23 protein-coding genes are annotated in these 26,358 nt (G+C 73.4%); 12 read left to right on the forward strand and 11 right to left on the reverse strand.

The window, feature by feature from the left end:
• Window positions 1-442 precede the first annotated feature (442 nt).
• The 5 genes from OG422_RS27790 to OG422_RS27810 are packed head-to-tail and all read left to right on the forward strand — an operon-like array spanning window position 443 to window position 5,753.
• On the forward strand, window positions 443-1,504 hold the full coding sequence (locus tag OG422_RS27790; RefSeq protein ID WP_405746832.1) for a phytanoyl-CoA dioxygenase family protein: 1,062 nt from the start codon (window positions 443-445) through the stop codon (window positions 1,502-1,504).
• Window positions 1,486-2,814 carry a DUF6271 family protein gene (locus OG422_RS27795; protein ID WP_143944553.1) on the forward strand — a complete coding sequence of 443 codons (1,329 nt, stop codon included), beginning with the start codon at window positions 1,486-1,488 and terminating at the stop codon, window positions 2,812-2,814. The genes OG422_RS27790 and OG422_RS27795 overlap by 19 nt, the downstream gene beginning before the upstream one ends.
• Window positions 2,811-4,013 (forward strand): type III PLP-dependent enzyme, encoded by a 1,203-nt coding sequence (locus tag OG422_RS27800; protein ID WP_405746834.1) that lies wholly within the window; start codon window positions 2,811-2,813, stop codon window positions 4,011-4,013. Before OG422_RS27795 ends, OG422_RS27800 begins: the two co-directional genes overlap by 4 nt.
• Window positions 4,010-4,582 (forward strand): GNAT family N-acetyltransferase, encoded by a 573-nt coding sequence (locus OG422_RS27805; RefSeq protein ID WP_405746836.1) that lies wholly within the window; start codon window positions 4,010-4,012, stop codon window positions 4,580-4,582. Before OG422_RS27800 ends, OG422_RS27805 begins: the two co-directional genes overlap by 4 nt.
• 4 nt (window positions 4,583-4,586) lie before the next feature.
• On the forward strand, window positions 4,587-5,753 hold the full coding sequence (locus OG422_RS27810) for an MFS transporter (protein WP_405746838.1): 1,167 nt from the start codon (window positions 4,587-4,589) through the stop codon (window positions 5,751-5,753).
• A 45-nt stretch (window positions 5,754-5,798) separates the two neighbouring features.
• On the opposite strand, the gene OG422_RS27815 is transcribed toward OG422_RS27810, so the two are convergent.
• The gene (locus OG422_RS27815) at window positions 5,799-6,209 is read right to left on the reverse strand and encodes a DUF5997 family protein (protein ID WP_143942672.1); all 411 of its coding nucleotides are present in this window, start codon (window positions 6,207-6,209) and stop codon (window positions 5,799-5,801) included.
• A 59-nt stretch (window positions 6,210-6,268) separates the two neighbouring features.
• On the opposite strand from OG422_RS27815, the gene OG422_RS27820 reads away from it, so the two are divergent.
• Window positions 6,269-7,045, forward strand: a complete 777-nt coding sequence (locus OG422_RS27820) for a LysR family substrate-binding domain-containing protein (RefSeq protein WP_405746841.1) — start codon at window positions 6,269-6,271, stop codon at window positions 7,043-7,045.
• A 93-nt stretch (window positions 7,046-7,138) separates the two neighbouring features.
• On the opposite strand, the gene OG422_RS27825 is transcribed toward OG422_RS27820, so the two are convergent.
• Window positions 7,139-9,331 (reverse strand): FUSC family protein, encoded by a 2,193-nt coding sequence (locus OG422_RS27825; protein WP_405748023.1) that lies wholly within the window; start codon window positions 9,329-9,331, stop codon window positions 7,139-7,141.
• A 210-nt stretch (window positions 9,332-9,541) separates the two neighbouring features.
• Window positions 9,542-10,300 carry a DeoR/GlpR family DNA-binding transcription regulator gene (locus tag OG422_RS27830; protein WP_143942674.1) on the reverse strand — a complete coding sequence of 253 codons (759 nt, stop codon included), beginning with the start codon at window positions 10,298-10,300 and terminating at the stop codon, window positions 9,542-9,544.
• Window positions 10,301-10,372: 72 nt separating this feature from the next.
• Here OG422_RS27830 and OG422_RS27835 point away from each other — a divergent pair, with 72 nt between their 5' ends.
• From OG422_RS27835 to OG422_RS27845, 3 genes are all read left to right on the forward strand, one after another.
• Window positions 10,373-11,677, forward strand: coding sequence for an MFS transporter (locus OG422_RS27835; protein ID WP_405746842.1), 1,305 nt, complete (start codon window positions 10,373-10,375; stop codon window positions 11,675-11,677).
• Between the two features lie 322 nt (window positions 11,678-11,999).
• The gene (locus OG422_RS27840) at window positions 12,000-12,869 is read left to right on the forward strand and encodes a D-alanyl-D-alanine carboxypeptidase family protein (protein WP_143942676.1); all 870 of its coding nucleotides are present in this window, start codon (window positions 12,000-12,002) and stop codon (window positions 12,867-12,869) included.
• 256 nt (window positions 12,870-13,125) lie between these two features.
• Window positions 13,126-13,653, forward strand: coding sequence for a DUF4232 domain-containing protein (locus OG422_RS27845; protein WP_405746844.1), 528 nt, complete (start codon window positions 13,126-13,128; stop codon window positions 13,651-13,653).
• Between the two features lie 27 nt (window positions 13,654-13,680).
• Here OG422_RS27845 and OG422_RS27850 read toward each other — a convergent pair whose 3' ends face one another.
• The 3 genes from OG422_RS27850 to OG422_RS27860 form a co-directional block, all read right to left on the reverse strand.
• Window positions 13,681-14,760 carry a chitinase gene (locus OG422_RS27850; RefSeq protein ID WP_405746846.1) on the reverse strand — a complete coding sequence of 360 codons (1,080 nt, stop codon included), beginning with the start codon at window positions 14,758-14,760 and terminating at the stop codon, window positions 13,681-13,683.
• Between the two features lie 162 nt (window positions 14,761-14,922).
• Complete coding sequence (locus tag OG422_RS27855) at window positions 14,923-15,648, reverse strand: class I SAM-dependent methyltransferase (protein WP_143942679.1); 726 nt, start codon at window positions 15,646-15,648, stop codon at window positions 14,923-14,925.
• A gap of 76 nt (window positions 15,649-15,724) precedes the next feature.
• Window positions 15,725-16,795 carry an ATP-dependent DNA ligase gene (locus OG422_RS27860; protein WP_405746848.1) on the reverse strand — a complete coding sequence of 357 codons (1,071 nt, stop codon included), beginning with the start codon at window positions 16,793-16,795 and terminating at the stop codon, window positions 15,725-15,727.
• A 74-nt stretch (window positions 16,796-16,869) separates the two neighbouring features.
• Between OG422_RS27860 and ligD the strand changes: the two genes are divergently transcribed.
• Window positions 16,870-17,874 carry a non-homologous end-joining DNA ligase gene (ligD, locus tag OG422_RS27865; protein ID WP_405746850.1) on the forward strand — a complete coding sequence of 335 codons (1,005 nt, stop codon included), beginning with the start codon at window positions 16,870-16,872 and terminating at the stop codon, window positions 17,872-17,874.
• A 6-nt stretch (window positions 17,875-17,880) separates the two neighbouring features.
• Here ligD and OG422_RS27870 read toward each other — a convergent pair whose 3' ends face one another.
• From OG422_RS27870 to OG422_RS27885, 4 genes are all read right to left on the reverse strand, one after another.
• Window positions 17,881-18,159: a DUF2087 domain-containing protein gene (locus tag OG422_RS27870; RefSeq protein ID WP_405746852.1), complete on the reverse strand. Its 279-nt coding sequence runs from the start codon at window positions 18,157-18,159 to the stop codon at window positions 17,881-17,883.
• A gap of 144 nt (window positions 18,160-18,303) precedes the next feature.
• Entirely contained in the window at window positions 18,304-18,783 is a 480-nt protein-coding gene (locus tag OG422_RS27875) for an Lrp/AsnC family transcriptional regulator (protein WP_405746854.1), read from the reverse strand.
• Between the two features lie 90 nt (window positions 18,784-18,873).
• Window positions 18,874-20,091 carry a cytochrome P450 gene (locus OG422_RS27880; RefSeq protein WP_405746856.1) on the reverse strand — a complete coding sequence of 406 codons (1,218 nt, stop codon included), beginning with the start codon at window positions 20,089-20,091 and terminating at the stop codon, window positions 18,874-18,876.
• 107 nt (window positions 20,092-20,198) lie between these two features.
• Entirely contained in the window at window positions 20,199-21,992 is a 1,794-nt protein-coding gene (locus OG422_RS27885) for a coagulation factor 5/8 type domain-containing protein (RefSeq protein ID WP_405746858.1), read from the reverse strand.
• A 539-nt stretch (window positions 21,993-22,531) separates the two neighbouring features.
• Between OG422_RS27885 and OG422_RS27890 the strand changes: the two genes are divergently transcribed.
• The gene (locus OG422_RS27890; protein WP_405748025.1) at window positions 22,532-24,031 is read left to right on the forward strand and encodes an FUSC family protein; all 1,500 of its coding nucleotides are present in this window, start codon (window positions 22,532-22,534) and stop codon (window positions 24,029-24,031) included.
• A 128-nt stretch (window positions 24,032-24,159) separates the two neighbouring features.
• Window positions 24,160-25,224, forward strand: coding sequence for a lactonase family protein (locus tag OG422_RS27895; RefSeq protein ID WP_143942023.1), 1,065 nt, complete (start codon window positions 24,160-24,162; stop codon window positions 25,222-25,224).
• Window positions 25,225-25,378: 154 nt separating this feature from the next.
• Here the strand turns inward: OG422_RS27895 and OG422_RS27900 are convergent, their stop codons facing one another.
• Window positions 25,379-26,335, reverse strand: a complete 957-nt coding sequence (locus OG422_RS27900; RefSeq protein ID WP_405746860.1) for a sirohydrochlorin chelatase — start codon at window positions 26,333-26,335, stop codon at window positions 25,379-25,381.
• Window positions 26,336-26,358: the final 23 nt, after the last annotated feature.

Consider the following 26,358-nt stretch of genomic DNA (forward strand, 5'->3'; position numbering starts at 1 on the left):
GAATACCGGACCACTGTTGACACGCGTCGTGGTCTAGTCCATTTTGGTGTGACGCGAGTGAAGCAAGGGGCGTTTGTGACCCGCCCCGGGTAGCGCGGCACACCCGCCGCCGCTGCCGGGGAGGGCCGCCCTCCTCCCGGTACGGAGCGCCGCGCGGCGCCCCGCCCCGGCACTTGCCCCGTCCAGGGCCTGTCGTCACCACCGTCCTCCGGCGACGGGCGAGCGCACCGCCGCACCCGTCGCCACCCCGCACCGACTCCTTCCGCACGCGCATCCCTCCCGACCGACGGCCGTCCGTGCCGCCGCGCCCCGCGCGGCCCCCCACCGCCACCGACGCGCCCGTCCGGAACCTCCCGCACCCGCCGCCCGCCCCACCGGGCCCGGCGCGGCGCACCCGGGAAACGGCCCCGGCCACCGGACCTTCGAGCCTTGGAGTGCACATATGCCGGCCCCCGACCACCTGTACCGAGCACCCTCCGGCGTCCCCTACTTCAGCGCGGACGCCGACACCTACCTGGCCCGCACCCCGCTGCGCGACCTTGCCAGGACCCGCCCGCTGCGGGTCCTGTCCGAAGCGGACTTCGCCCACTGGCAGACCTACGGTTACGTCGTCGTCAAAGAGGCGATCCCCGCCGCATCGGCAGCCGAACTCCTCGCCTTCGCGTGGGAGTTCCAGGGCCTCGACCCCGCCCGCCCCGACACCTGGTACCGCGACCGCCCCTACCGCTCGGACCTCGACCGGGAACTGCACATCTACGGCTTCGTCGAGGCGTACCACCACCAGCTCCTCTGGGACAGCCGACAGGCGCAGCGGGTCTACGACGCGTTCGTCGACGTCTGGGACTGCGAAGAGCTCTGGGTGACGCTGGACCGCCTCAACCTCAACCCGCCCAATGTCAAAAACCGCGACCGCGCGCTGATCCCCACCACCGACCGCGGATTCGACATCACACTCCACTGGGACATCGACACCTCCCTCGGCGTCCTGCCGCAGCGCGTCCAGGGAATCATCGCCCTCAACGACACCGACCCCGCGACCGGCGGATTCCAGTGCGCCCCGGAACTCTTCCGCGACTTCGACCGCTGGAAAGCCCTCCAGCCACCGGGCCGCGACCCGATCCGGCCCCGCATCGATCCCGCCGAAATCCCGGTCGTCCGCCCCGAATTACGCGCCGGTGACCTGCTGATCTGGAACGGCGCACTCGCCCATGGCGTCGCCCCGAACGCCTCCGCCGACGGCGTCCGCGCGGTGCAGTACCTCTCGATGATGCCCGCCCTCGAATCCCACGAGGAATTGCGCCGCTCCCGTATCGCCTCCTGGCGCCATCTGCGTACCCCGGAATGGAACGCGACGCTGCTCGGCGACGCCGTGCGGCACGAATCCCTCCGTTACGGCCGGGCCACGCTCACTTCGCTCGGCGCCAGACTGCTGGGCCTCGAATCCTGGCACGGAAACCCCACCGCACAGCCGACCGGAGACGGGGCATGGACCGCATCTGTCTGACCCTTCCCACCAACCGGGAATGCACCGCCACCCTCACCGCCCTCGGCGAGGAAGCCGCCTACGCGGCCGACCACTTCGGCGTCGAGGTCGATCTGCTGATCCTCGACTCCGCCGCCGCCCCGGACCGCGCCCGCCACGCCCGCGCGGCCCACGCCGCCGCGGGGGAACACGTCACCGTCCACCACCTCGACGAAGCCGCCCAACGCGACTTCCTGCGCCGCGTCATCGACCGCGCCGGGCTGCCCAAACCCGAGCTGATGCTCGACCTGATGCTCCCGGAGCGGCTCTCCTACGGCGCCTGCACCAACCGCGCCTTCCTCCTCGCCGCCGCCCTCGGCTGCCGCTCCGTCCACCGCCGCGACTCCGACAGCCGCTACCGGACCCACCACGGCGAACCCGTTTACCCGATCCACCACGAACTGCTCTCCCTCGGAAAGCGTGCCCGCGACGCCGCCGACGCCGTCACCGAAAATTCCCTCGATGCCCACCACGCCGACAAACCCGTGGTCATGGCCGGCGCCTCCTTCGTCGGCGAACTCTCCGTCGATATCGGGGAAATCCGCGCGGCCGCCCCGGACATCTACCGGGACATCGTCGGACTGTGGGCGCCCGAAAACTGGTCAGCGGAAGAGAAAAGGGAACTGGCGGACATCTCCTTCCTCGGCGCCGGAACCGATCCCTTCACCGGCGACCATTCGACACTTACCCTCGTCGACCCCATGCACGTCGACATGTGCAACATCGGATTCCACCGCATTCAGGAAGACGTCCCGCTGCCCCCGGCCACCGACACCATCGGCAGCGACTATTTCCTCTTCCACCTCGCCCGCAGCGCCACCCTCCCCGGCGTGCTGCACAACCGCCATATCGTCAACTACTACACCGGGGAACGCCGCACCGACGCCGGATTCCTGGCCTATCAGACCCGGTTCGTGAAATTCCTCCTCTCCATGCTCCACCTCCACCACCTCTACGACCGGATGGCCCACGCCGGACCCGCCCTGCTCGACGGCGACGACCGGGTACGCGCCGCCGACATCGCCCTCTTCGCCCGGGAGAGCGCCCACCTCGACCCGGCGGAGAACCTGCGACGGCTCACCGTCCTCGACCGCTCCTACCGCCGCCTCGGCGGCCGGTACGCGGCCTTCGCCGACCGCCTCGCCACACAGCGCGCCCGCTTGCTCGACGAAGCCCGGCGCGACATCGAGGACTTCGCCCTGCTCACCGAGGCATGGCAGCGCCTCATCACGGCGAGCGCGGCGACCGCCGTGCACCCCGCCGCCCGCCGCCCGGACCGAGGGCGCCGATGAGCCGCCCCGGCACCCGGCTGTGTACCGCCCTCGCCGCCACCGACGACGACCGCCTCCTCCTCGACCTCACCGGCATCGAGGAGAGCTACGACGCGCTGGAGCGCGAACTCCCGGGCATCCACGTCCGGTTCGCCATGAAGGCGTGCCCCGCCGACGAGGTCCTCACCCGGCTCGCCCGGCGCGGCGCGGGCGTCGACGCGGCGAGCCCCCGCGAGATCACCCAGGCCCTCGCCGCCGGTGTCCCGCCCGCCCGTATCCACTACGGCAACACCGTCAAATCCGACCGGGACATCGCCCACGCCCACCGGCTGGGCATCACCGACTACGCCACCGACAGCACCGAGGACGTCGCGGCCCTCGCCGCGCACGCCCCCGGCGCCCGCGTCTTCTGCCGCCTGGCCACCGACGGCGACGGCGCCCTCTGGGGCCTCACCGGCAAGAACGGCTGCTCCGCCGACGACGCCGTCCACATCCTGGAATCCGCCCGGCACACCGGACTGACCCCCGCCGGACTCTCCGTCCACGTCGGCTCGCAGCAGATGACCGCCGACGCCTGGCGCACCGCCCTCGACCGCCTCGGCACCGTCCTCGCCGCCCTGCGACGGCGCGGTATCACCCTCGACCACCTCAACCTCGGCGGCGGACTGCCCGCCCTCGGCTACCGCGACCGGCACGGCAGGGACCTCGACCCGCCGCTCGACAAGATCTTCGCGGTCCTCCGCGAGAGCATGCGGCGCCTCGCCGACGATGCCGGTCACCCGCTGGACTTCCGTATCGAACCGGGCCGCCACCTCGTCGCCGACCACGGCGCCATCCGCGCCCACGTCAGCCGCCTCGCCGTCCGCCGCGCCCCCGACGGCACGCCCCGCCCCTGGCTCTATCTCAGCTGCGGCAAGTTCAACGGCCTCTACGAGATGGACGCCGTGCAGTACCGCCTGGTCTTCCCCACCCGGCCGGGCAGCCGCACCGTGCCCGCCGTCGTCGCCGGGCCGACCTGCGACAGCGACGACGCGTTCTCGCCCGACCACCTCGTCCCCGTCCCCACGGACGCCGCCTCCGGCGACCCCGTCTGGATCCTCTCCAGCGGCGCCTACGCCCTCAGCTACATGACCCGCGAGTTCAACGGCTTCGCCCCGCTCCCGTACAGCTGCGTCACCGACGACGGCGCCACCGCATCCCGAAAGGCATCCGGCAGATGAGTCCTGACCTGCGGATACGGCAGCTCGCCGACGGCGACTGGGACGCCCTCACCGCCCTGGAGGCGGCCACCTACGCCCCCCTCGGCCTCTCCGAGGACCGCGCCGCCCTCCAGTCCCGGGCCCGCGTCTCCCCGGCGACCTGTTTCGTCGCCGAGAGCGGCGACCGGCTCGCGGGCTATCTGCTGGCCCTGCCCTACACACCCCACGCCCACCCGCGGCTCACCCGCGCCGAGCAACGCCCCTACGTCTCCCGCAACCTCCACCTCCACGACCTCGCCATCGCCCCGCCGCAGCGCCGCCGTGGCCTGGCCCGGCTGCTGCTGCACCGCCTGACGGCCACCGCCACCGCGCACGGCTACGAACAGATCTCGCTGATCGCCGTCGGCGGAAGCCACCCCTTCTGGACGGCCCGCGGCTTCGCCCCCGACCGCCGGGCCGCGGCCCCCGGCCCCGACTACGGGCCGGACGCCGTCCCCATGCTCCGCCCCCTGCCCCCGCGCGCCGGACGCGCCACCGGACCGCGGCGCCCCGTACGCCACCGCCCCGCCGCGCCCCACGAAGTGAGCTGATCGCGTGTTCCGACTCGACGACCCGTTCCGCCGCGCCCTGTGCGCCATCGCCGCGCTCTTCTGCTGCCTCGGCTTCCAGTACGCCACCTGGACCGCGCGGCTGCCGCAGCTGAAGCACGACCTCGGGCTGAACGCCGCCGAGGTCGGGCTGCTGCTGATGGCCGCCGGAGTGGGCGCCGCGGCGTCGTTCCCGCTGGTCGCGGCGTTGATGCGGCGCCTGGGCTCGTACCGTCTCGCACCGCTGGCGGCCCTCGGCCTGGCGGCGGCGCTCCTCGCGCTGGCCGCCGCGCCGAACTACCCGGTCGCCCTGGCGGTCATGTGCGTCGACGGGGTCCTGGTGGGCTGCCTGAACGTCGCGATGAACGCCCAGGGTGCCGCCCTGGAAGCCGCGCACGAACGCACCGCCATGGCCCGGCTGCACGCGGTCTTCAGCGGCGGCTCCCTCTGCGCGGCGCTGCTGGCCTCCGCCACCCACGCGATCACCCCGTCCGTGGCCACGCACTTCACCGTCGCCGCGGCACTGCTGGTCGCTCTGGTCGCCTTCGCGGCGCCGCGGCTGCTGCGGGAGGAGCCGCCCCCGGCGGCCGACGAGAAGGAGAAGGCGCAGCGGCCCCGCGGCGGCTGGCGCCTGCCGACGGCCGTGACGCCGTGGATGTGCTGCGCGATGGTGTTCGGCACCCTCACCGAGGGCGCCATGAACGACTGGTCCGCGCTGTACCTGACGGACGTGACGCACGCCGCCGCGGAGATCGCGCCGCTCGGCATCGCCGTCGTCTCCGGAATGATGGTGGTGGCGCGGCTCTTCGCCGACGGCTGGCGCAGCCGCTTCGGGGACGGCCGCGTCGTACGCGTCGGCGCCACCCTCGCGGGCGCCGGGCTCGCCCTGGCGCTGCTGAGCGGCGGCGTCGCCCCGGCACTGCTCGGCTTCGCCTGCGTCGGGCTGGGCGTCGCCGCGGTCACCCCGTGCGTCTACGTCGCCGCGGCGCGGCAGGGCTCGGACGCCCTCACGCTCGTCGCCGCCATGGGCACCACCGGGCTGCTCGCCGGCCCGCCGCTCATCGGCTTCCTGGCGGGCGCCGCAGGGCTGGTCTGGGGGATGTCCGCCGTCGCCGCCTCGGCGCTGGTGGTCGCGGTGTGCGCCACCCGCATCCGCTGGCCGCGGCCCGCCTGAGCGGACGCGTCGCCGGGCGGCGGGGCCCGGCGACGCGGCGGGGGCTCAGGACTGCGCGTCCTTGGCTTCCTTCTTCGCCTGCTCCGCCGCCTGCTTCTCCTTGACGCGCACGGTTTCCTTGCGCACCTCGGCCTGGGTGGCGCGCTCGCGCACCAGCCACTCCGGCTGCTCCTGCTTCAGCGCGTCGATCTGCTCGGTGGTCAGCGGCTCGGTGACGCCGCCCCGGGCGAGGCCCGCGATGGAGACGCCGAGCTTCGCCGCCACCACCGGACGCGGGTGCGGGCCGTTGCGGCGCAGGTCCGCCAGCCACTGCGGCGGCTCGGCCTGCAGCGCGTTCAGCTCCGCGCGGGAGACGACGCCCTCCTGGAACGCGGCGGGCGTGGCCTCGAGGTACACGCCCAGCTTCTTGGCCGCCGTCGCGGGCTTCATGGTCTGGGTGGTCTGCTGGGACTTCATGAGGTCAAGGGTATCGAGCGCCGGGGCGGCCGCCGACCACGACCGGATACCCTTGCGGCGTGACAGGCTCGGAAGTATCCCCGTCGTTCCGCCTCGTGTACGTCCCCGGTGTGATCCCCGGTAAATGGGTGCGGATCTGGCAGGAGCGGCTGCCGGACGTCCCCCTCACCCTCGTACCGGTGCCCGCCGCCGACGCCCCCGCGGCGCTGCGCGCCCGCGACGCGGAGGCGGGCTTCGTCCGGCTGCCCGTCGACGACGACCTCCACGCCATCCCGCTCTACAGCGAGACGACCGTCGTCGTGGTCCCCAAGGACCATCTGCTCACCGCGGCCGAGGAGGTCACCACGGCCGATCTGGCGGACGAGACCGTGCTGCACCCCCTCGACGACACCCTCGGCTGGGAGAGGCCGCCCGGCGAGGCGGCCTTCACACGCCCGGAGACCACCGCGGACGCCGTCGAACTGGTCGCCGCCGGTATCGGCCTGCTCGCCGTCCCGCAGTCCCTCGCCCGCCTCCACCACCGCCGCGACCTCACCTACCGGCCGCTCACCGATGCCCCGGTCTCCCGCGTCGCACTGTCCTGGCCCAAGGAGGACCCGGCCGAGCTGGTCGAGGACCTCATCGGCATCGTCCGCGGTCGCACCGTCAACAGCACCCGCGGCCGCCCCGCCGCCCGGACCGCCGAGGACCGTACGGCTGGTACGCGGAAGGGGCAGGACGGCTCCGCCCGCAAGAGCGGCACCACGGGCCAGGGCCGCGGTGCCGCCAAGGGCCGCACCGCACGCTCCGGCGGCGCGAAGAGCACCCGCCGCGGGGCGCCCCGGCGCCGGCCGTAGCCGCACGGGAGCGCCCGGGGCGGAACCGGTATACGGCAGGACGGGCCCGGTCGGAGCGGCACCACTCCGACCGGGCCCGTCCCGTACGCCTCCTCAGTCCCGCGCGCCCGTCGTCTGCGGCTCCGTCCCGTCATCGACCGGTACGCCCAGGGGCCGGGCGAGGCCCACCACGCCCTCGTCGACGCGCTGGAGATGGCGCAGCACGCGGGAGGCCACCGAACCGGTCGGCGGGGTGCGGCTGCCCTCCTCCTTCAGGATCGCGGCGATGCTGGCACCGGCGCCGACCTTCGCGTCGGTCGGCTCGTCACGGACATGGGCGGCGACCACCTCGATGTTGCGGGCGATCCGCTGCCCGGCCCGGCCCAGCCGCGGGTCGGCGGCGACGTTCCGGCTGTCCGGCACCAGCTCGGCGGTGGCCGCCAGCGACCGGGCGTGGAACGCGGAGGTCTCCAGCAGCGCCACCAGATAGCGCGCGGTACGGCGCCGCCCGCGCAGCGGGGTGATCGGATGCGTCAGCGGTTTGGTGGACGCCCGCAGGTCGTCCAGCGCGGTGTCCAGGTCCCGCGCCCGGCCCAGCAGGTCCGATGCGGGCCCGCCGCAGAGCTGTTCCACCGCCGCCGACACCACGTCGCCGAGCCGGTCCAGGACGGTGCCCAGCAGTTCGTCGGTGCGGCGGTCGGTGCGCACCGGCAGCACCACCATCGCGGCGATGATGCCGCAGACCGCCCCCAGCGCCGTCTCCTCGATGCGCAGCACCAGGACGTCGAGGCTGTAGGTGTGCAGCAGCGTGTAGAGCATCCCCAGCATCGCCGTGACGAAGAACGACATCAGCGCGTACGACAGGGGAGCGGTGAAGAACATCGCGAAGATGAAGAGCAGCACGAGCGCGAACGCGATCCAGGTGCGGTCGCCGACCAGACCGGCCAGCGCCACACCGGCGACCACGCCGACGACCGTGCCGACCACCCGGCGGTAGCCCTTCACCAGGATCTCGCCGGTGGACGCGGTGTTGAGGAAGACCACCCAGCAGGTCAGCACCGCCCAGTACCAGCGCTGGGTGGAGAGGAACTCACCGCCGACCATGGCCAGGACCGAGCCGACCGCCACCTGGCACGCGGCGCGGGTGGTGGGCCGCTGAAGTCCCGTCCGGTCCTCCTCCGGCTCCTCCTCGGCGGCGAGCGCCACGTCCTCCGCGTCGAACTCCTCACGGGAACGCGTCGTCGCCGGGGAGTCGTTGGACTCGTCCTGCGGCCCGTCGAGCGCCAGACGCAGACCCAGCACCGCGCGGGCGACCTCACCGAGACCGCGGAAGACGTCCTGGACGGCGGTCGAGGCGCGCGGCAGCCTCTCCTCGTCGCGGTAGCCCAGCAGACGGTTGCGGACGTGGGCGACGGCGGTGCCGCGGTCGGCGGATGTGGGGTGGGCGACGAGGTGGTGCAGGGCGTTGAGGTCGCGGCGGAGAGTGGCGGTGACCTTGTCGTCCGCGGCGATGAGGTTGGGCCCCGACGTCGCCACCGTCGCGTCCGGCAGATGCAGCGTCAGGGTGTTGGCGCGCTCCGCGCTGCGGGCGTTGAGCAACAGAACGCCCAGCCGCTCGGTGGCGATCTCGGCGTCCGCGATGCGCCGCTCCAGCAGCGCCGCGGTGGCGGTGTCCCGGGTGCCCTCCTCCAGCCGGTCCTGGATCATCAGGGCGGCCTCGTGCAGCCGGGCGGTGCGCTCGCGCAGATCGGCGACGACGCCGTCCAGCTCCTCGGGCCCGGCGTCCAGCAGCTCCAGCTGACTGGCCACCAGCTGCGCCAATCGCGCCCGGAACGCGTCGCGCAGCCGCCGCAGGATGCGCTGCGGTGTCTCCGGTACGACGGCGAACCGGACGACGGCGCTGCACGCGAAGGCGAGGACCAGCGTCAGGCAGAGCATCGGCAGCCCGTCCACGGACGAGCCGACGAAGAGCGAGACGAAGTAGATCTGGAAGCCGATGAGCCCCAGCGCGGTGCCGCGGTCGCCGAAGCGGCGGCAGTAGACCGCGCCGAAGATCAGCAGGATGAAGAACGCGTCACCTGCAACGATGCGGGAGTTGAGGAGTGTGCTGAGCGCCACCGCCGCCAGCGCCACGGGCAGGCCCAGCGCCAGCGTCACCGCCTGATCGCGGACCTGCTTCTCCTTGATGGCGAAGGTGGCGACCATCGCCGTCATCGCCCCCGCGATGGTGTGCGTCATGTCGGTGCCGAGCGCCGTGAGCACCACGAGGGTCAGCGCGATGGCCGCGACCGTGCGCAGCCCCGCCATCAGCCGCAGCAACCCGGGGTCGGATGCCGCGAATCGGTCCCAGACGCCGGTTGCGCCCCGCCGTATACCTGCGCTCACGCTGATGAACTCTCCCCACCTCTGCCCTGACCTGCGGATGCCTCAGCATGGCATGCGGGCCGCGGGCCGGACAGAGGCGGTGGCTCGCGCGCACACGGCGCGGAAATGTGGCCCGGCGGCGCCGTACGGGGGTCAGACGCGCAGCACGCGCACCCCCGCCCCGTCCAGCGCCTCGGTCTCCTCCCGTGGCGCGCGGGCATCGGTGACGACGGTGTGCAGCGCGTCGGCGGGGGCCACGGTCGCGAGGGCGGTACGGGAGAGCTTCGGCGCCGGGGCGACGGCGATGACGCGGCGGGCGGCGGCGAGCGCCGCGCGTTTGACGGCCGCGTCGTCCAGGTCGTACGCGGTCAGACCGTCGGCGGCGGTCAGCCCGCAGCAGCCGAGGACGGCGGTGTCGAAGCGGACGGCGGCCAGCGAGGCGAGGGTGAGCGGGCCGGTCAGCGACAGTTCGCCGGGGCGCGGCCGCCCGCCGGGCAGCAGCAGCGTCAGCCGGGGTGCGGCGGCCAGCGCATTCGCGGCGTGCAGGGAGAGCGGCATCACCGTCAGCCGCCGCGACTCCAGTGCGCGGGCCACCTCCAGACAGGTCGTCCCGGCGTCCAGGACGACGGACTCGCCGTCGGCCAGCAGCCCGGCGACCTCGGCGCCGATCCGCCGCTTGGCCTCCTGCCCCTCCCGGGCCCGCAGCGCGAAGGGCGGCTCCTCACCGCGGAGCAGCAGGCTGCGGGCGCCGCCGCGGTAGCGCTCCAGGACGCCGTCGGTGGCGAGGAGTTCCAGGTCGCGGCGGATGGTCATCTCGGACGCGCCGGTGAGCGCGGCGAGTTCGGCGACGCCGAGCCGCCCCGCCTCGCGCAGCGCGTCGATGATCCGCTGATGCCGTTCGGTGTTTCCCACCCCGCAATTGAACATCCGCAATGTGCGAAAGGCAATCTTACGAACGGGATGCTTGTGCGGTACGTTCTCGGCATGGACGACCGACCGCGCCCCGCCGACGACCGACCATTCCCTGCCGCCGCACCTCCGCCGCGCGCCGCCCGCCTGGCCACCTTCGCCTTCTTCGCCCTGAACGGCTTCCTCATGGGCATGTGGATCGTCCACCTCCCCGTGGTCGAGCACCGCACCGGCGTCGACCACGCCGTCCTCGGCCGTCTGCTGCTGCTCCTGGGCGCGGGCGCCTTCGCCGGGATGCGGCTCGTCGGCCCGCTCGCCGACCGGTTCGGCGCCCGCCGGGTCGTCCCGTCCGGCGCGGCGCTCTGCGCGACGGCGCTGGTGCTGCCCGGTCTGGCCACCGACGGCTGGACGCTGGGCGCGGCGCTCCTCGTCCTCGGCTTCGGCAACGGCGCGCTGGACGTCGGGATGAACGTCCACGCCGTGCAGGTCGAACGCGCCTACCGGCGGCCCGTCATGTCCGCCTTCCATGCCACCTTCTCGCTCGGCGGCGTCCTCGCGGCGCTGGCCGGTGCCCCCGCGCTCGGCCGGGGCTGGCCGCCCGTCGCGACGCTCGCCGCCGCCGGACTCCTGGGGCTGGCCGTCACCGCCTGCGCGGCACCCGCGCTGCTCCGCCGGGAGCCGGAGCCGGAGCCCGAGGCGGGCCCGGACGCGGCCGGTCGCCCCGCCGACGGCCGACCCGCCACCGGCCCGGAGCCCGCTCCCCGGCGCGGGCGGCGCACCTCCACCCGGGTCCGCGCGCTCGCCGGACTCGCGCTGCTGCTGATGCTCTGCGAGGGCGTCGCCAACGACTGGAGCGTGCTGCATCTGCGGGACGCCCTCGACGCCCCCGCCGCGACCGCCGCGCTCGCGTACGGCTGCTTCTCCACCGCGATGACCGCGGGCCGCCTCCTCACCGACCGGGTGGCGGCCCGGCACGGCCCGGTCGACGTCCTGCGGTACGGCGCGGCGGTGGCGGCCACCGGGCTGACGGCGGCGGCGCTCTCCCCCTGGGTGCCGCTGGCGCTGATCGGCTGGGCGGTGTTCGGCATCGGACTCTCCGGCTGCGTACCGCAGTTGTTCAGCGCCGCCGGGCACGCCGACCGGGACGCCGCCGGGGCCAACGTCTCCCGCGTCGCCGGTCTCGGCTACCTCGGCATGCTCGCCGGGCCCGCCGTCATCGGCCCGCTCACCCGTGTCATGCCGCTGAACCTCACCTTCTTCCTGCCGGTGGCGTTCTGTGTGGTCGCGGTCTGCGCGGCCGGGGTGCTGCGGCCGCCGTCCGCCGCGCCCGTACGGGAGGGGCGCGCCGCCCGGCCGTCGGCCCGCGACACGGCTCACTGACGGGTCGTCAGCTGTCCGGGCGGCGGTGTGTACGAAGGGGCGGCTCCGCCGTACGGATGCGCGATCGGCGCCGCCCGCCACGGCGCGGTCTCAAGCCCGTGGTCACCTTTCCCGTATGACGGACTCCACGCCCCCGCCCGGTACCCGGGGCGGGGAAGGGCGTTCATCCCCCGTGCACCCCAGGAATTCACGCATGGTAAAGAATGCGTCAGGGCGTGCATCCATACAGTCGTATCGCGTGTCCTCGGAGTGAGCGGTCCTCCCATGCGGCCGCACTGCAAGGGTATTTGGAGTATAAATCTTGAAAATTGGTATCAAAGGTATGCGGCGGTCCGGTGCGGCAGTCGTCACCGCCGGTGCCGTCCTGTCCGCCGGTGTGTTCGCCGCACCGGCGCAGGCGGCCGTCCCCAAGGCGCCGTCGATCGTCGCCAAGGGCGGCTTCGTGATGAACAACGGCACGGGCAAGGCGCTCTACACCAAGGCCGCCGACACCCGTCGCTCCACCGGTTCCACCACCAAGATCATGACCGCTCGGGTGGTGCTGGGCCAGAAGGGCCTGAACCTCAACTCCAAGGTCACGATCCAGAAGGCGTACAGCGACTACATCGTCCGCAACGGCGCTTCCTCGGCTCACCTGATCGTCGGTGACAAGGTCACCGTCCGCCAGCTGCTGTACGGTCTGCTGCTGCCGTCCGGCTGCGACGCGGCGTACGCCCTCGCCGACAAGTTCGGCAGCGGCTCCACCCGGGCCGCCCGGGTGAAGTCGTTCATCGGCAAGATGAACGCCACGGCCAAGAGCCTGGGCCTGAAGAACACGCACTTCGACTCGTTCGACGGCATCAGCAACGGCTCGAACTACTCGTCGCCCCGCGACCTGTCCAAGATCGCCAGCAGCGCGCTGAAGTACTCCACGTTCCGTACGGTCGTGAAGACCAAGGCGACGAAGCAGACGGTCACCACCAAGAGCGGTGGCTACCGCTACATGTCGTGGCAGAACACCAACAACCTGCTGAGCAGCTACTCCGGCGCCATCGGCGTCAAGACCGGCTCCGGTCCGCAGGCCAAGTACTGCCTCGTCTTCGCCGCCACCCGTGGGGGCAAGACCGTCGTCGGCACCGTCCTGACGTCCTCGTCGGTCGCCAACCGCACGGCGGACGCCAAGAAGCTGATGGACTACGGCTTCAAGAAGTAACCGCACTCTCCGCCCGGGGCACCTGACCGGACGGATCAAGGGCCCGCCCATGACCACACGTCACGGACGGGCCCTTTGCGTTGGGGGGAGCCGATTGTTAACGCGCCGACGTTAGCGGAGTGTTAGCCGATCTTTAGAAAGCACCGGCAGACTCGCCCCCGCAGCGCGGACGCGCGGGGCGCCGGTTCGCCGGATGTCACCACCCGCCCCGCCCGCCTCCCTCGAACCACCCACGAAACAACAGGAGTTGATGTACATGCGTGGTCTGCGTATCGCGGCCTTCGCCTCGGCCGCCGTCGCCGTGGCAGCCGTCACGGGTGCGGGTGTCGCCTCGGCGTCCCCGGCCGGCGCGACCGCCACCGCCGCCTGCGCCCCGGGCACCCTCAAGGTCTCCCAGGCGCCGCTGCCCGAGGGTTCCGGCGGGATGATGCACGCGGGGTTCTACCTGGTCGCCAAGAACACCGGTAAGACCACCTGCACCTTCCAGGGTTACCCGGGCCTCGCTCTGGAGGGCAAGGGCCACACGGCGCTCAAGACCGTCGTGCACCACGGCAACACCTACTACGCCAAGAACCCGGGTGTCCACAAGGTCACCCTCAAGCCGGGCAAGGCCGCCTACGCCAACATCGAGTGGACCCACAGTGGTGCGAACGCCGCGAAGGCCAAGTACCTCCAGGTCTCCCCGACCGGCAGCAACTCCCACAGCGTCATATCCCTCGACGACGCCGTCGACAACCACAAGCTCAACGTGACCGCCTGGGCGGCCAAGAAGCCGACCGCCTGAGCGCTGCCCCGTCGGCCGGGCCCCGGCTCAACGCCCCTGGAGTGAACTGGCGTTGTCACCGAAGGTCCAGCCCTTGGAGCCGTCCCAGTTGACCGACCAGGTCATCAGGCCCTTGAGGCCGTTGGTGTAGTGCTGCCATGCCTGGGACACCTGACCGGGCGCCATGTAACCGCCTCCGGCGCCCGGTTGGGCCGGCAGCCCCGGGACCTGCTTGTCGTAGGGCACCTTGACGGTCGTGCCCTGCACCACCAGGCCCTTGTCGAGGCAGTCGGTCTGCGCGGTGAACCCCTCGACGGTGCCCGCTTCGTACGAGTCGCCGGAGCAGCCGTACATGCTGCCGTTGTAGTACTGCATGTTCAGCCACCACAGCCGGCCGTTGTCCGCGTACTTCTTCACGATCGGCAGATACGCGCCCCAGATCGAGCCGTAGGTGACGCTGCCGCCGGTGACATACGCGGTCTCCGGCGCCATGGTCAGGCCGAAGCCGTCGGGCATCTTGGCGAGGATGCCGTCGATGATGCGGATCAGGTTGGCCTGCGAGGGGGAGAGCTTGGCGATGTCCCCGCTGCCGGACAGGCCCGACTCGATGTCGATGCCGTCGAAGTGGTACTTCTGCAGGATCGGCACGATCGTGTCGACGAACGTGCCGGCGACCTCCTCCGAGCTGAGGTCGATGCCCGCGGTCGCCCCGCCGATGGACATCAGCACCGTCATGCCGTCGGCCTTCGCCTGGCACATCTCCTCCGGCGTCGGCACCTTCACCGTCGCGTCCATCCCGTCCTCCCACAGCGCGGTGCCGTCCGAAAGGACCACGGGGAAGGCGGCGTTGAGGACGTTGTAGCCGTGCGCGGCGATCCGGGAGTCGGTGATCGGGATCCAGCCGAGCGGCGGATGCACGCCGTTCGCCGCGCCGTCCCAGTTCTCCCAGTACCCCTGGACGACCTTCCCGGCGGGCTTGGATTTCACCCCGCAGTCGGCGGCGGCCCGCGGCGCGGACGAGGCGGACGGCGCGGACGGGGCGGCGGGCGCGGCGGCGACCAGCAGGGGGGCGGCGACGGCCAGCGCCAGACCGGCCCCCAGAAGACGTGATGTGCGACGACCGGACATGGCGGCTCCTCGTCCGTGCGAGCGAAGACTCGCGGTGGCGGACCGGCGATGCGGCCCGGACGGCATGTGCGGCTGCGCAGCGGCCAACAACGTAAGGTGGTCCAGACCTCTCGTCAAGAGGTCTGGACCAAAGGGGAGTAGGGGGCTCGCCCGGCCCCGCGCTCAGTCCCGGCGCGCCACCACCAGCCGGCACCGCGGACTGCCGTCCGGCCGTGTCCCCAGCTCCGGCAGCGCCCGCAGCCCGACCGCGAACCCGGCCCGCTCCAGCGCCGCACGGACCCCGCCCAGCCGGAACGGCCGGTAGTACATGACGAACGGCGGCCGCCACACCGTGTTGCGCACCCGCATCGCCCCGTCGAACGCCCACAGCGTCCAGTACAGCGCCGAACCGGGCCGCGCCGGTGCCACGACTGGGAAGACGAACCGGCCGCCCGGCCGCAACGCGCCCCGCACCTGCGCGAACAGCCCCGGCCACTCCCGCGGCAGGAAATGCCCGAACGCGCCGAAACTCACCGCCAGATCGAAGGCCGGTGCGAAGGGCAGCGCCCGCGCATCGCCGCGTACCCACTCCGTCCGGGGCCGGTCGCCCCCGCCGAGCGCCGCCCGGCCCACCGCGAGCATTCCGGCGCTGAGATCCACCCCCACCACGCGCCGCCCGCAGACCCGCCGCAGCACCTCCACCCCGGCGCCGGTGCCGCAGCAGACATCGAGCCCGTCCTCGAAGGGGCCGAGCGCCGCCAGCGCCGCCGCCGTCGCGTCCAGCACCGCGGGCGGCGTACGGAACGGCGTGTGGTCGAACGTGGGGGCCAGCAGGTCGTACCCCCGCTCGACGGAGGACAGCGCCTGCACGGCCAGTTCGCGGAGCGTGGGGCCTTGGGGGGTGAACATGGCGGATCAGCATACGGGCGGGGGCGCGGTGCCCGGGCCCGTTGGCCGCGCCCGGCTGCCCGCGCCGGTCCCGCCGTCACCGTCCCCCGTGCCCCAGCACCTCCCCGAGGTCGTACCGCACCGGCTCCGCCAGCTGCGCGTACGTGCAGCTGGCCGGTGTGCGGTCCGGACGCCAGCGGCGGAACTGGGCGGTGTGCCGGAAACGGTCGCCCTGCATGTGGTCGTACGCCACCTCCAGCACCCGCTCGGGGCGCAGCGGCAGCCACGACAGGTCCTTGCCGCCGGTCCACCGGCTCGGGCCGCCCGGCAGCCGTCCGGACGCCTGCGCCTCCTCGCTGGTCCACGCCTGCCACGGATGACCGGCCACCGACGCCATCAGCAGCGGCTCCAGCTCCGTCATCAGTTCCTGCCGCCGCCGCATCGGGAACGACGCGCACACCCCGACGTGCTGGAGCCGCCCGGCGTCGTCGTACAGGCCCAGCAGCAGCGAGCCGACCACCGGCCCGCTCTTGTGGTGCCGTACTCCGGCCACCACACAGTCGGCGGTCCGCTCGTGCTTGACCTTGGTCATCACCCGTTCGCCGGGCCGGTACGGCAGCTGCGGCGGCTTGGCGACGATGCCGTCGAGACCGGCGCCCTCGAACCGCTCGAACCACTCCCGCGCCAGCTCCGTGTCGTCGGTCGCGGGCGCCGTGAAGACCGGCGCCGCCGCCTCCCGCAACGCCGCGACCAGCGCGGTGCGCCGCGCGTGCTGCGGCTCGGGCATCAGCGCCTCGTCGCCGAGCGCCAGCACGTCGAACGCCACGAAGCTCGCCGGGGTCACCTCGGCGAGGTGCCGCACCCGGGACTCCGCAGGATGGATCCGCTCCAGCAGCGCGTCGAAGTCCAGCCGCCCCTCGCGCGCGATGACGATCTCCCCGTCCAGCACACACCGTCGCGGCACCTGCGCCCGTAGCGCCTCGACGACCTCCGGGAAGTAACGGGTCAGCGGTTTGCCGGAGCGGCTGCCCAGCTCGATCTCGTCGCCGTCACGGAAGACGATCGCCCGGAAGCCGTCCCACTTCGCCTCGTACAGGAGGCCCGGCGGGATGGTCGCGGCGCTCTTGGCGAGCATCGGTTTCACGGGCGGCATCACCGGAAGGTCCATGCACCGGATTGTCCGGCGAAGCACGGCCCGCCGCCCGCCGGGCGGCCCCGCCACGACGCGCCTAGCGTGGCCCCATGGCAGACGCACTGGAGCTGACGGCGGGCGGACGGACGGTCCGGGTGACCCACCCGGACAAGGTCTACTTCCCCGAGCGCGGCTTCACCAAGGGCGACGTCGCCCGCTACTACCTTGCCGTCGCCGACGGAGCCCTGCGCGCCCTGCGCGACCGCCCGACCACCCTGCAACGCCACCCGGACGGCGTGACCGGCGAGTCCTTCTTCCAGAAGCGCGCGCCCAAGAACCTCCCCGACTGGATCCCCACCGGCCGGATCGCCTTCCCCAGCGGCCGGTACGCCGACGAGATCTGCCCCACCGAACCCGCCGCCGTCCTGTGGGCCGCCAACCTCGGCTGCCTCACCTTCCACCCCTGGCCGGTGCGGCGCACCGACACCGAGCACCCCGACGAACTCCGCATCGACCTCGACCCGCAGCCCGGCACCGACTACGCGGACGCGGTACGCGCCGCCCTCGAACTCCGCGACGTCCTCGCCGGGCTGGGCCTGAGTGGCTGGCCCAAGACCTCCGGCGGCCGCGGCCTGCATGTCTTCGTGCCGATCGCCCCCGAGTGGGACTTCACGCAGGTGCGGCGCGCGGCCATCGCCCTCGCCCGGGAGCTGGAGCGCCGCGCCCCCGACCGCATCACCACCGCCTGGTGGAAGGAGGAGCGCGGCGCCAGGATCTTCGTCGACTACAACCAGACCGCCCGCGACCGCACCATCGCCAGCGCCTACTCCGTACGCCCCTCCGCACACGCCCCGGTCTCCGCGCCGCTGCGCTGGGAGGAGGTCCCCGACGCCGTCCCCGAGGACTTCGACCTCGCCACCATGCCGGACCGGTTCGCCGCACTCGGCGATCTGCACGCCGCCATGGACGACGAGGCGTTCCGGCTGGACGAGGCGCTGGAGCTGGCCGCCCGCGACGAGCGCGACCACGGCCTCGGCGACCTGCCTTACCCGCCCGAGCACCCGAAGATGAAGGGCGAACCCAAGCGCGTCCAGCCGAGCCGGGCCCGGAAGTGACGCCCGTCAGCCGGTGACGCGCCGGTAGCTGCTGCCGTCCCGGGTGCGGGAGAGCAGTCCGCCGATGACGAGATAACGGCGCAGCGCCGAGCAGTCGTCGTGCACGGTCAACAGCGCCTCGTTGACCTCGCGTTCGCTGTACGAGCGGTCCGTCTCGAAGAGCGTCGCCGCGAGGTGGGCGAGCAACTGCTCGCGGCGCGCGGTCTTCCGGGGGATCGAGGTCAGCCGCCCTTGGGAGAACAGCGCGGAGACGGCGGAGGAACTGTGCGGATCATGGTCGGTCATGGCGGGGAGTCTCCCGGCCGGCCGGGGTGGCGGCAACGCGGTTTCCGCGGAGGGAGAGAGGGACGGACGGCCGGGCCGGGCCCGGAAGAGGCGCAACCAGGCGCGTCGCCCCGGCTCCCGCGTACCCGGCACCCCGCCCCGTTCTCACCGCCCCCGGTCCGCCCCGCCGACGTCCTGGACCAGCGGCAGCATCCGGTGCGGTACCCGCTCCCGCAGCGCCACCTCGGTGCGGGTGCGTACCACGCCCGGCAGACTGATCAGCCGTTGGATGACGTCCTCCAGATGCGCCGCGTCCCGGGCCACCACGCGCGCCAGCAGATCGCCGCCGCCGGTCGTCGAGAACGCCTCGATGATCTGCGGCACCTCGGCCAACGCGTCGGCGACCTCCTCCAGATGCCCCTGCGTGACCTCGATGTGGACGAACGCCAGCACCGGATGGTCCAGCGCGGCGGGGGAGAGCCGCGGCGCGTACGTGGTGATCACGCCGTCGCGCTCCAGCCGGTCCAGCCGCGCCTGAACGGTCCCGCGGGCCACGCCCAGCAGCCGTGCGTACTCCCGCACACTGGTCCGCGGCGCCTCCAGCAGCAGCCCCAGAATCTTCGCGTCCAAGGCGTCCACGGCCATGCTTCCGGGCCTTTCCAGGGGCGGGATCTGTCCTGGGGACTGTAGCAACGGCCGCTCGCCCCGGGCGCCCGACGGCTGGCGGTGCTGCGCTCACACGGCCGTGAAGCGCACCCGCAGCGTCTCGGGGCCGCGGGCGAAGACCCCGGACTCCGGCGGCGCGGCGCCGTCCGCAAAGTGCATCTCCCCGAACGCGTCGAGGAGTTGGTTGATGCCGGTCTCCACCTCCGCCTTCGCCAGCAGCGCCCCCACGCAGAAGTGCCGCCCGAGCGCGAACGCCACATGGCCGGCGGCGGCGCTGAACGCCGTGGACGCCGTCAGGTCGGTGCGGAAGATGTCGAAGGTGTCGGGGCCGGCGTAGTGCCGTTCGTCGCGGTGGGCGCTGCCGATCAGGCAGGTGACGGTCGCGCCCGCCGGGATCGTCCCGCCGTCGACCGTGACGTCCGCCGACGGCTGCCGCATGATCATCTGGACCGGCGGGGAGTACCGCAGCGTCTCCGCGAACGCCATCGGCACCAGGCTCCGGTCGGCGCGGACCGCCGCGAGCTGCGCGGGGTGGGCCAGCAGATTGCGGACGGTCAAGGCGATCGCCTTGTCCGTCGTCTCGCCGCCCGCAGACAGCAGCAGACTCACGAACGCGGTGATGTCCCGGTCACTCATCCGGGTCCCCTCGACCTCCGCCGTACACAGCTCCGACAGCAGATCGTCGCCGGGCGCCGCACGCCGCTGCCGAATGATCGGCCGCAGATACGCCGCGAGTTCGTCGCGGGCCGCGAGACCGGCGGCGGCGACCTCCGGGTCCTGCGCGAGGTTGGCGAGGAAGCCGACGACCGCGCCGTACCAGCCGTGGAAGAGATCGTGGTCGGCGCGGTCCAGGCCCAGCATGTCGACGATGACGTTGATCGGCAGCCGGGTGGCGAACTGCGCCACCAGATCCGCCTCCTCGGCGCCCCGGAAGGCGTCGAGGAGTTCGCGGCTGTTCCGTTCGATCACCGGCTGGAACCGCTCCCGCAGCGCCCGCCCCCGGAAGGCGGGCGCCACCAGGGCCCGGCGCACGGCGTGTTCGGCGCCGCTCATCTGCGGCAGGGTGCGGCCGCCGTGCACCGGCTCCAGCTGCCAGCCGTAGTTGTCGGTGGTGAACACCGGGTCCTTGAACGCCCGCGCCACATCCTCGTACCGGGAGAGGAGATAGCTGTCCGTGCCCGCGTGGTGGTGGAGCGGATAGTGGTCCCGCAGGACGCGGTACGCCGGGTAGGGGTCGGCCGCGAACTCCGGCGCGAGGATGTCGGGCGGCGGCGGAACAGTCGTCACAGGCTCAACCTCAGTTTTTCTGAATGGAGTTGACGCTTCCACGCGGGACGCTAAGCCGCCGCACCCCGCCCGTCCAGAGCCCGGCCCGCCGCGCGCCCGGAGACGGCTCAGGGGAAGGAGACGACCGTGGACGGCACCGTCGTATCGCCCGACGTCGGCCCGCCGGTGCCATTGATGACATGCTCGTACTGGCCCTTGCCGCCCAGCGACACCACCAGCAGCCCGTGCAGCTTGACGCCCGGCGCCTCGGGCACGGCGAACCCGTGGTCCTGCCGGATCGACGGGTCGACATTGTAGAAGCAGTAGCTGCCCAGGCCCCAGCCCTCGTGCTCGGTCACCGCGTCATCCACGAGATACGCGGCGAAGCCCTTGGTGTCGCCGTCCTGGACCGCCGCCTGGTTCGGCGCGTCGTACGCCTTCTCGTTCTGGAAGAAGACGGTGCGGCCCCGCTCGCCGCGCCAGTGGACGTCGTACTTGCGGAAGTGCTCGACGAACAGGCCGGTCGCCAGCACCCCGTCGCCGTTGACGCGTACGCCGTAATCGGCGCGGTTGATGTCCCAGCCCACGCCCTCGCCGTGGTCGGCGCGCCACACCCAGGTGTGGTCGATGACCGTGTCGTTGCTGTTGATCACGATCGCGCAGGTCACCTTGCCGGGTCCGGCGCCGCCGACGCGGACGAACACGTCCTGCACCGTGGTCGGATTCGCCGCATGGGCGGCCGATGCGCCCTCGGGGCCGACCTCCAGCAGGGTGGGGGAGTTCTCCGGCCCGGCGTCGAGCAGCAGCCCGGCGAGCCGCACCCCGTCGACGTCGGCGACCTTCAGAGCCGTCACGCCGTTCTGCGGTATCAGCGTGGCGTAGCCCAGGCCCAGCACGACGGTGTCGGCGCGTGTGACCTCGACGGGCCGGTCGAGGTGGTAGACGCCGGGCGTCAGCAGCAGGTGGAGCCCCTGGTCGAGGGCGGCGTTGAGGGTCGCCGCGTCCGCGTCCGGCTTCGCCACATAGAACTGATCGAGCGGCAGCGAGGTGCCCCGGGGCGTGCCGTTGCCCCAGCTGGTGCCGCGCGCGTCGGTCCGCTTCTCGGGCACGAACACCTTGTACGCGTCGCCGTCGAGGTACAGGAACGGCTTCTCGCGGGAGACCGGGGTGTGGTCCAGCGTGGTGAACGGCGGGTCGGGGAAGCTCTGCGCCGGGGCGCCCTCGACGCCGGAGAACACCATGTTCCACACGGCGCCCTGCCAGCCGCCGAGGGCACTGTCGCGGGTGTACCACTGCTGTTGCGACCGCGGTTCGACCGTGCCGTCGACGCGGCAGTCGGCGAGATAGCCGCCGCTGGCCCAGCCGTCCCCGTCGGGCGCGAGGTTCAGCCCGCCCTTGACGTGCATCCGCCGGAACGGCGCCGCCTGCGCGACCGCCCACCGGTTGGTGCCGCTCACCGGCTTCAGCGCGAGGTTCTCCGCCGAGCGCCAGAAGTTCTGGGTGGCGTTGCCGTCGAACCAGCCCGCGTCGACGGTGACATCGCCGTTGATCGTGGTGTCGTCGGGCGACAGGCCGAGCCCCGCGATCGAGGTGTAGAAACCGAGCTGCGCGTTGAGCCCGTCGTAGGTGCCCGGCTTGAAGAACAGCGCGTGGCGATCGGTGCCGAACTGCGCCTTCTCCTGCTTGCGGAAGATCTCGTCGAGCTTGTCCTGGATACCGGGCGTGGCCGGGTCGAAGACGAGGACGTTCTCGCCGAGATCGCCGCCGCCGGGCAGCGGACCGGCGCCGCGCGAGGTGGCCGGGGGTGTGGCGGCGCAGGCGGTGGACGGCAGACCGGCCAGCGGCAGCGCGGCGGCCATCGACGCCAGCACGGCACGGCGCGGCAGACCGGAGGCGCGCTCCGGCGTGGGGGGAGTGGGCATGCAGCCCTCCTGATTCAGGGAGTGAACACATGAGATGGGGGGAGCGCTCTCTCGCCCGCAGCATCGTCATGGTGTGTGGACGGACCGTCAACCCTCCTGCCCGGAAAGGGCGTTCCCATTCCGGGATGACGTGCGGCTGGCCTGCGGGGTTGCGTTTTCTCCGCGGGGAGCTGAGCGGGGACGCGTTCCGGTGGCTGTGTTCAGGAGGTGTTGAGGGCGGGGCGCCCTGGGGGCCGCGCCAACCGTGCCCGTTTCCGTACCTGCGGGGCCCGTTTCCCGTCCGGTACGGGCTCCGGCCCGCCCCCTCGCGCCCGACGCGGCCGTTGGCCCTTTCCGGAACCATATATTCCCCTTCTTGCTGTACCAATGGCCCAGCAAAATCGGCATCTGTTGAACCACTGGGCGTCGGGTGCTGAGATGGATCTGTCGATGGCGCTGCGGAACTCCGCGGCGCCTTTTTCATGCGCGCACGGCCACCCGGCCGCGCCCGCGCCCCCGACGCGTACGGAGAGGAAGCGGTGCTGAAGAGGATGACGCTGCTGATGAGGAGGGTGTGGGTGCCGGACCCGGGGCGGCTGCGGCTGCGCGCCGCCACCCGGGCCGTGCTCGGCATCGGCCTGGCTACCACCGCGTCCGGCCTGGCCGTCCCCACCCTCACCGGGGCCATCGCCGGGGGACTCGCCGCGCTGCTGGCGCTCTTCACCGTCGCCGACCCCACGGTCCGCGGCCAGGCCGTCACCACCGCCCTGCTGCCCGTCGTCGGCCTGCCCGTCCTGGCCCTCGCGGCGGGGCTGCACGGGCATCCCCTCGGGCGCGACGCGGCGTTCCTCGCCGTCGTCGGCGCCGGGGGGTACGCCCGCCGCTGGGGCCCGCGCGGCCACGCCCTCGGGATCTTCGCGTTCATGATGTTCTTCATGGCGCAGTTCCTGCACGCCGAGCCAGGCCGGCTGCCGCCGCTCATCGTGGCCGTGCTCGTCGGCGCCGCCGTGGCCGCCGCTATCCGGTTCGGCGCCTGGTGCTACGAACGGGGTCTGCGGCCGGCCCCCGCGCCCGCACCGCCGCCGCCCGGCCGCGGACTGGACCGCGCCACCACCCGGCAGGCCGTCCAGGCGACCGTGGCCTGCGCCGCCGCGCTCGCCGTCGGCCAGGCCGTCTCCGCCGACCGCTGGTACTGGGCCGTCGCCACCGTCTGGTGGATCTTCGTGAACACCGCGTCCTGCGGCGAGACCCTGGTCCGCGGCTTCCGCCGGGTCCTGGGCACCGTCACCGGCATCGCCGCCGGACTCCTCGTCGCCGTCCCGCTGCACGGCGCCCCCGCCCCCACCGCCGCCCTCGTCGCCGTCTGCATCTTCGGCCTCTTCCACACGGCGCCCCTCTCGTACACGTACATGATGTTCTTCGTGACCGTCATGGCCGGACTGCTCTACGGCCTCCTCGGCGTCCTCCACCCCGGGCTGCTCGCGCTGCGGCTCGCCGAGACCGGCGTCGGCGCCCTCGCCACCGCCGTGGCCGTCGTCCTCGTCCTGCCCGTCACCACCCACGCCACCACCAACGCCTGGATCCAGCGCGCCGTGCGGTGCGTCCACGAGTGCACCGCGCAGGCCGTCGCCCGCCTCGGCGGCGCCCACGACGCGGACCCGGCCGGGCGGACCGGCGAACTGGAAGCCCTCCTCGGCAAGGTCCGCCTCTCCCTCGCGCCGCTGCTCCACCCCCTCAACCCGCTCCGCCACCGCAAGGCCCGCGCCCGCCAGGTCCTCGCCCTGCTGGACGCCTGCGCCCACGACATCGCCGCCCTCGCGGCGCTCGCCCCCGCCGGGCGGACCGACGGCGCGCACGGCGCCCACCTCGCCGACGCCTGGCGCCGCGTCGAGGCGGCCGTCGAGACCCTGACCGCCCGCCACACCGCACCGGTGCCCGCGCCCGCCCCGCCCGCCGCCGGGGACGGCCCGCTCCTCCACCTCCACGGCCTGGAGCAGAAACTCGCCGCCCTCGCCGCCCCACTGGCCAGTCCGCCCCGAGCCCCGCTCGCCGGGGCCTGACCCCACCGGGGGTACGGCTCCGAGCCCCCGCCCGACAATCCCGCCCCCGCCGCCGCCCCGGCTGTTAGCGTCGCTGTGCCCCGCCCCGCGCGGGGGCGGCGGGCGACCGGACGAGAGGCGGCACATCGGTGACCACGGAGCAGGGCCTGCGGGCCTACATCGGATCGTTCACGCAGCACGGCGGCGCGGGTATCACCACCGCCGCCCTCGACCCGGAGACCGGTGCGCTCACCCCGCTGCACACCACCGCGGAGGTCGCCAACCCGTCCTTCCTCGCCCCGAGCCGCGACGGCGGGCGCCTCTACGCGGTCAGCGAGACCGGCCACGGCGCGGCCGCCGCCTTCGCCCTCACCCCCGACGGCCCGGAGCTTCTCGCCCCGCCCGTCCCGGTGGGCGGTGCGAGCCCCACCCACCTCGCCCTGGCCGCCGGTCACCTCGTCACCGCCAACTACACCTCCGGCAGCGTCAGCGCGCTCCCCATCGGACCCGACGGCACCCTCGGCGGGCCCGCCGCCGTCCTCGCCCACCACGGCAGCGGCCCGGACCCCGAGCGCCAGAAGACCCCGCACGCCCACTCCGTGTACGCCGCGCCCGGCGGCACCCGGCTGCTCACCGCCGACCTCGGCACCGACTCGGTCCGCAGCTGCAGCCTCGACCCCGCCACCGGCATGACGCAGATCCGCGACGAGGTCCGGCTCCGCCCCGGCAGCGGCCCCCGCCACCTCGCCTTCCACCCGGACGGCGGCCACGTCTACGTCGTCAACGAGCTGGCACCGGCGCTCACCCGCTGCCGCTGGGACGCCGAACACGGCACCCTGACGCCCCTGGGGGAGACCCCGCTGTTCGCGGACGGCGACGGCGCGCCCGGGGACCCGGCGGCCGACGCCGGCTGTGCGTCCACCGCGGTCGTCTCCCCGGACGGCCGGTTCCTGTGGACCGCGGTCCGGGGCCGCGACCGCATCTGCGTCCACGCCCTCGACGCCTCCGGCGCGGAGCTCACCCCCGTCACCAGCGTGCCCTGCGGCGGCAGCTGGCCCCGCGACCTGGCGATGCACCCCACCGGCCGGTTCCTCTACGCCGCCAACGAACGCTCCGGCGACATCACCTGGTTCACCGTCGACCACTCCACCGGCATTCCCACCCGCACCGGCTCGACGGCGGCGCCCGCGGCCTCCTGCGTCGTCTTCGCCTGAGACGCTCAGCCCGGCGGGAAGCTGCCGCCGAAGTACACCTGCGTCTTCCGTCACGGGCCGCGTCCGCCGCCGGGCAGCGCGAAGGGCCGCCCCGCACGAAGCGGAACGGCCCTTACGGTTCCGGGTGGCCGGGCGGCCGCCCGGAAAACGCGGCTCAGCGCGCCGGTGCGTACTGCGGACCTCCGGCGGGCCGCAGCGTGATGCCCACCGCCGCGGCGTAGTTCGACAGCACCAGACGGCCGACCGCCCCGTAGGCGCCCAGCGCCCCCGCCGACGCGCAACCCGCCTCGGCCGCGGCCGCCCCCAGCAGCCCGTCGGAGATCTCCGGGCCGATCAGGTACGGCGCGAGCGCCAGCTGCCGCGAACCGGACGTCCGCAGCTGCTCCGCGGTGCGCGAGATCGCCCCGTCCTCGTCCAGCGCGGCGGCCAGCACCGGCACCGCCAGCCGGGCCGACAGCAGCATGCCGGTGATCCCCGCGGCCTGCACGGCCTCCTCGCCGCCCACAGCGGCCAGGATGATGCCGTCCGCCGCCGTGGCGACGGTGAACAGCCGCGCCCGGTCGGCGCGGGCCAGCCCCGCCTCGGACAGCCGTACGTGCAGCGCCTCGGCGAGCAGCGGGTGCGGGCCGAGGACATCCGTCAGCTCGGCGCCGGAACCGCTGTTCATCATCGCCTGGCGTATCCGCCGCAGCAGCGCGCTGTCGGGACCGGCCAGCAGCGGCACGACCACCGCGGCCGGACCGGCGGCCGCGCCGCCGCCCTGCGCGGCACGCGCCTTGTGCTCGGCACCGGCCTGCGCCAGCACCGCATCCAGCGCCGGGAACTCCTCGCCGTCGCCGTCCACGTAACCGATCCGGGCGTCGAGGCCGGGCAGCTCGGAACGCGCGATGCTGCAGACCTCCTCCGCCAGGGAGCGGGCGGCGCGTGTGGGGGTGCCGGGAACGGCCAGCACCAGGGCGGGTGCGCCCTCGGGCGCGGCGACCGGATCCGGCTTCCGGTGTCGGCCGGACTGCCGGGGACGCGGCATTCGTACGGGCAGGCCGGGCGCCGAGCTCGGAGAATCGTCGTCAAAGCGGGGCGAGCCAGGTGCGGGCCCAGTGGGGGAACTCATGGCGTCGCATGCTAACGCCTCGT

This window comes from Streptomyces sp. NBC_01525 (assembly GCF_045040405.1).
Taxonomy (GTDB): Bacteria; Actinomycetota; Actinomycetes; order Streptomycetales; family Streptomycetaceae; genus Streptomyces; species Streptomyces benahoarensis.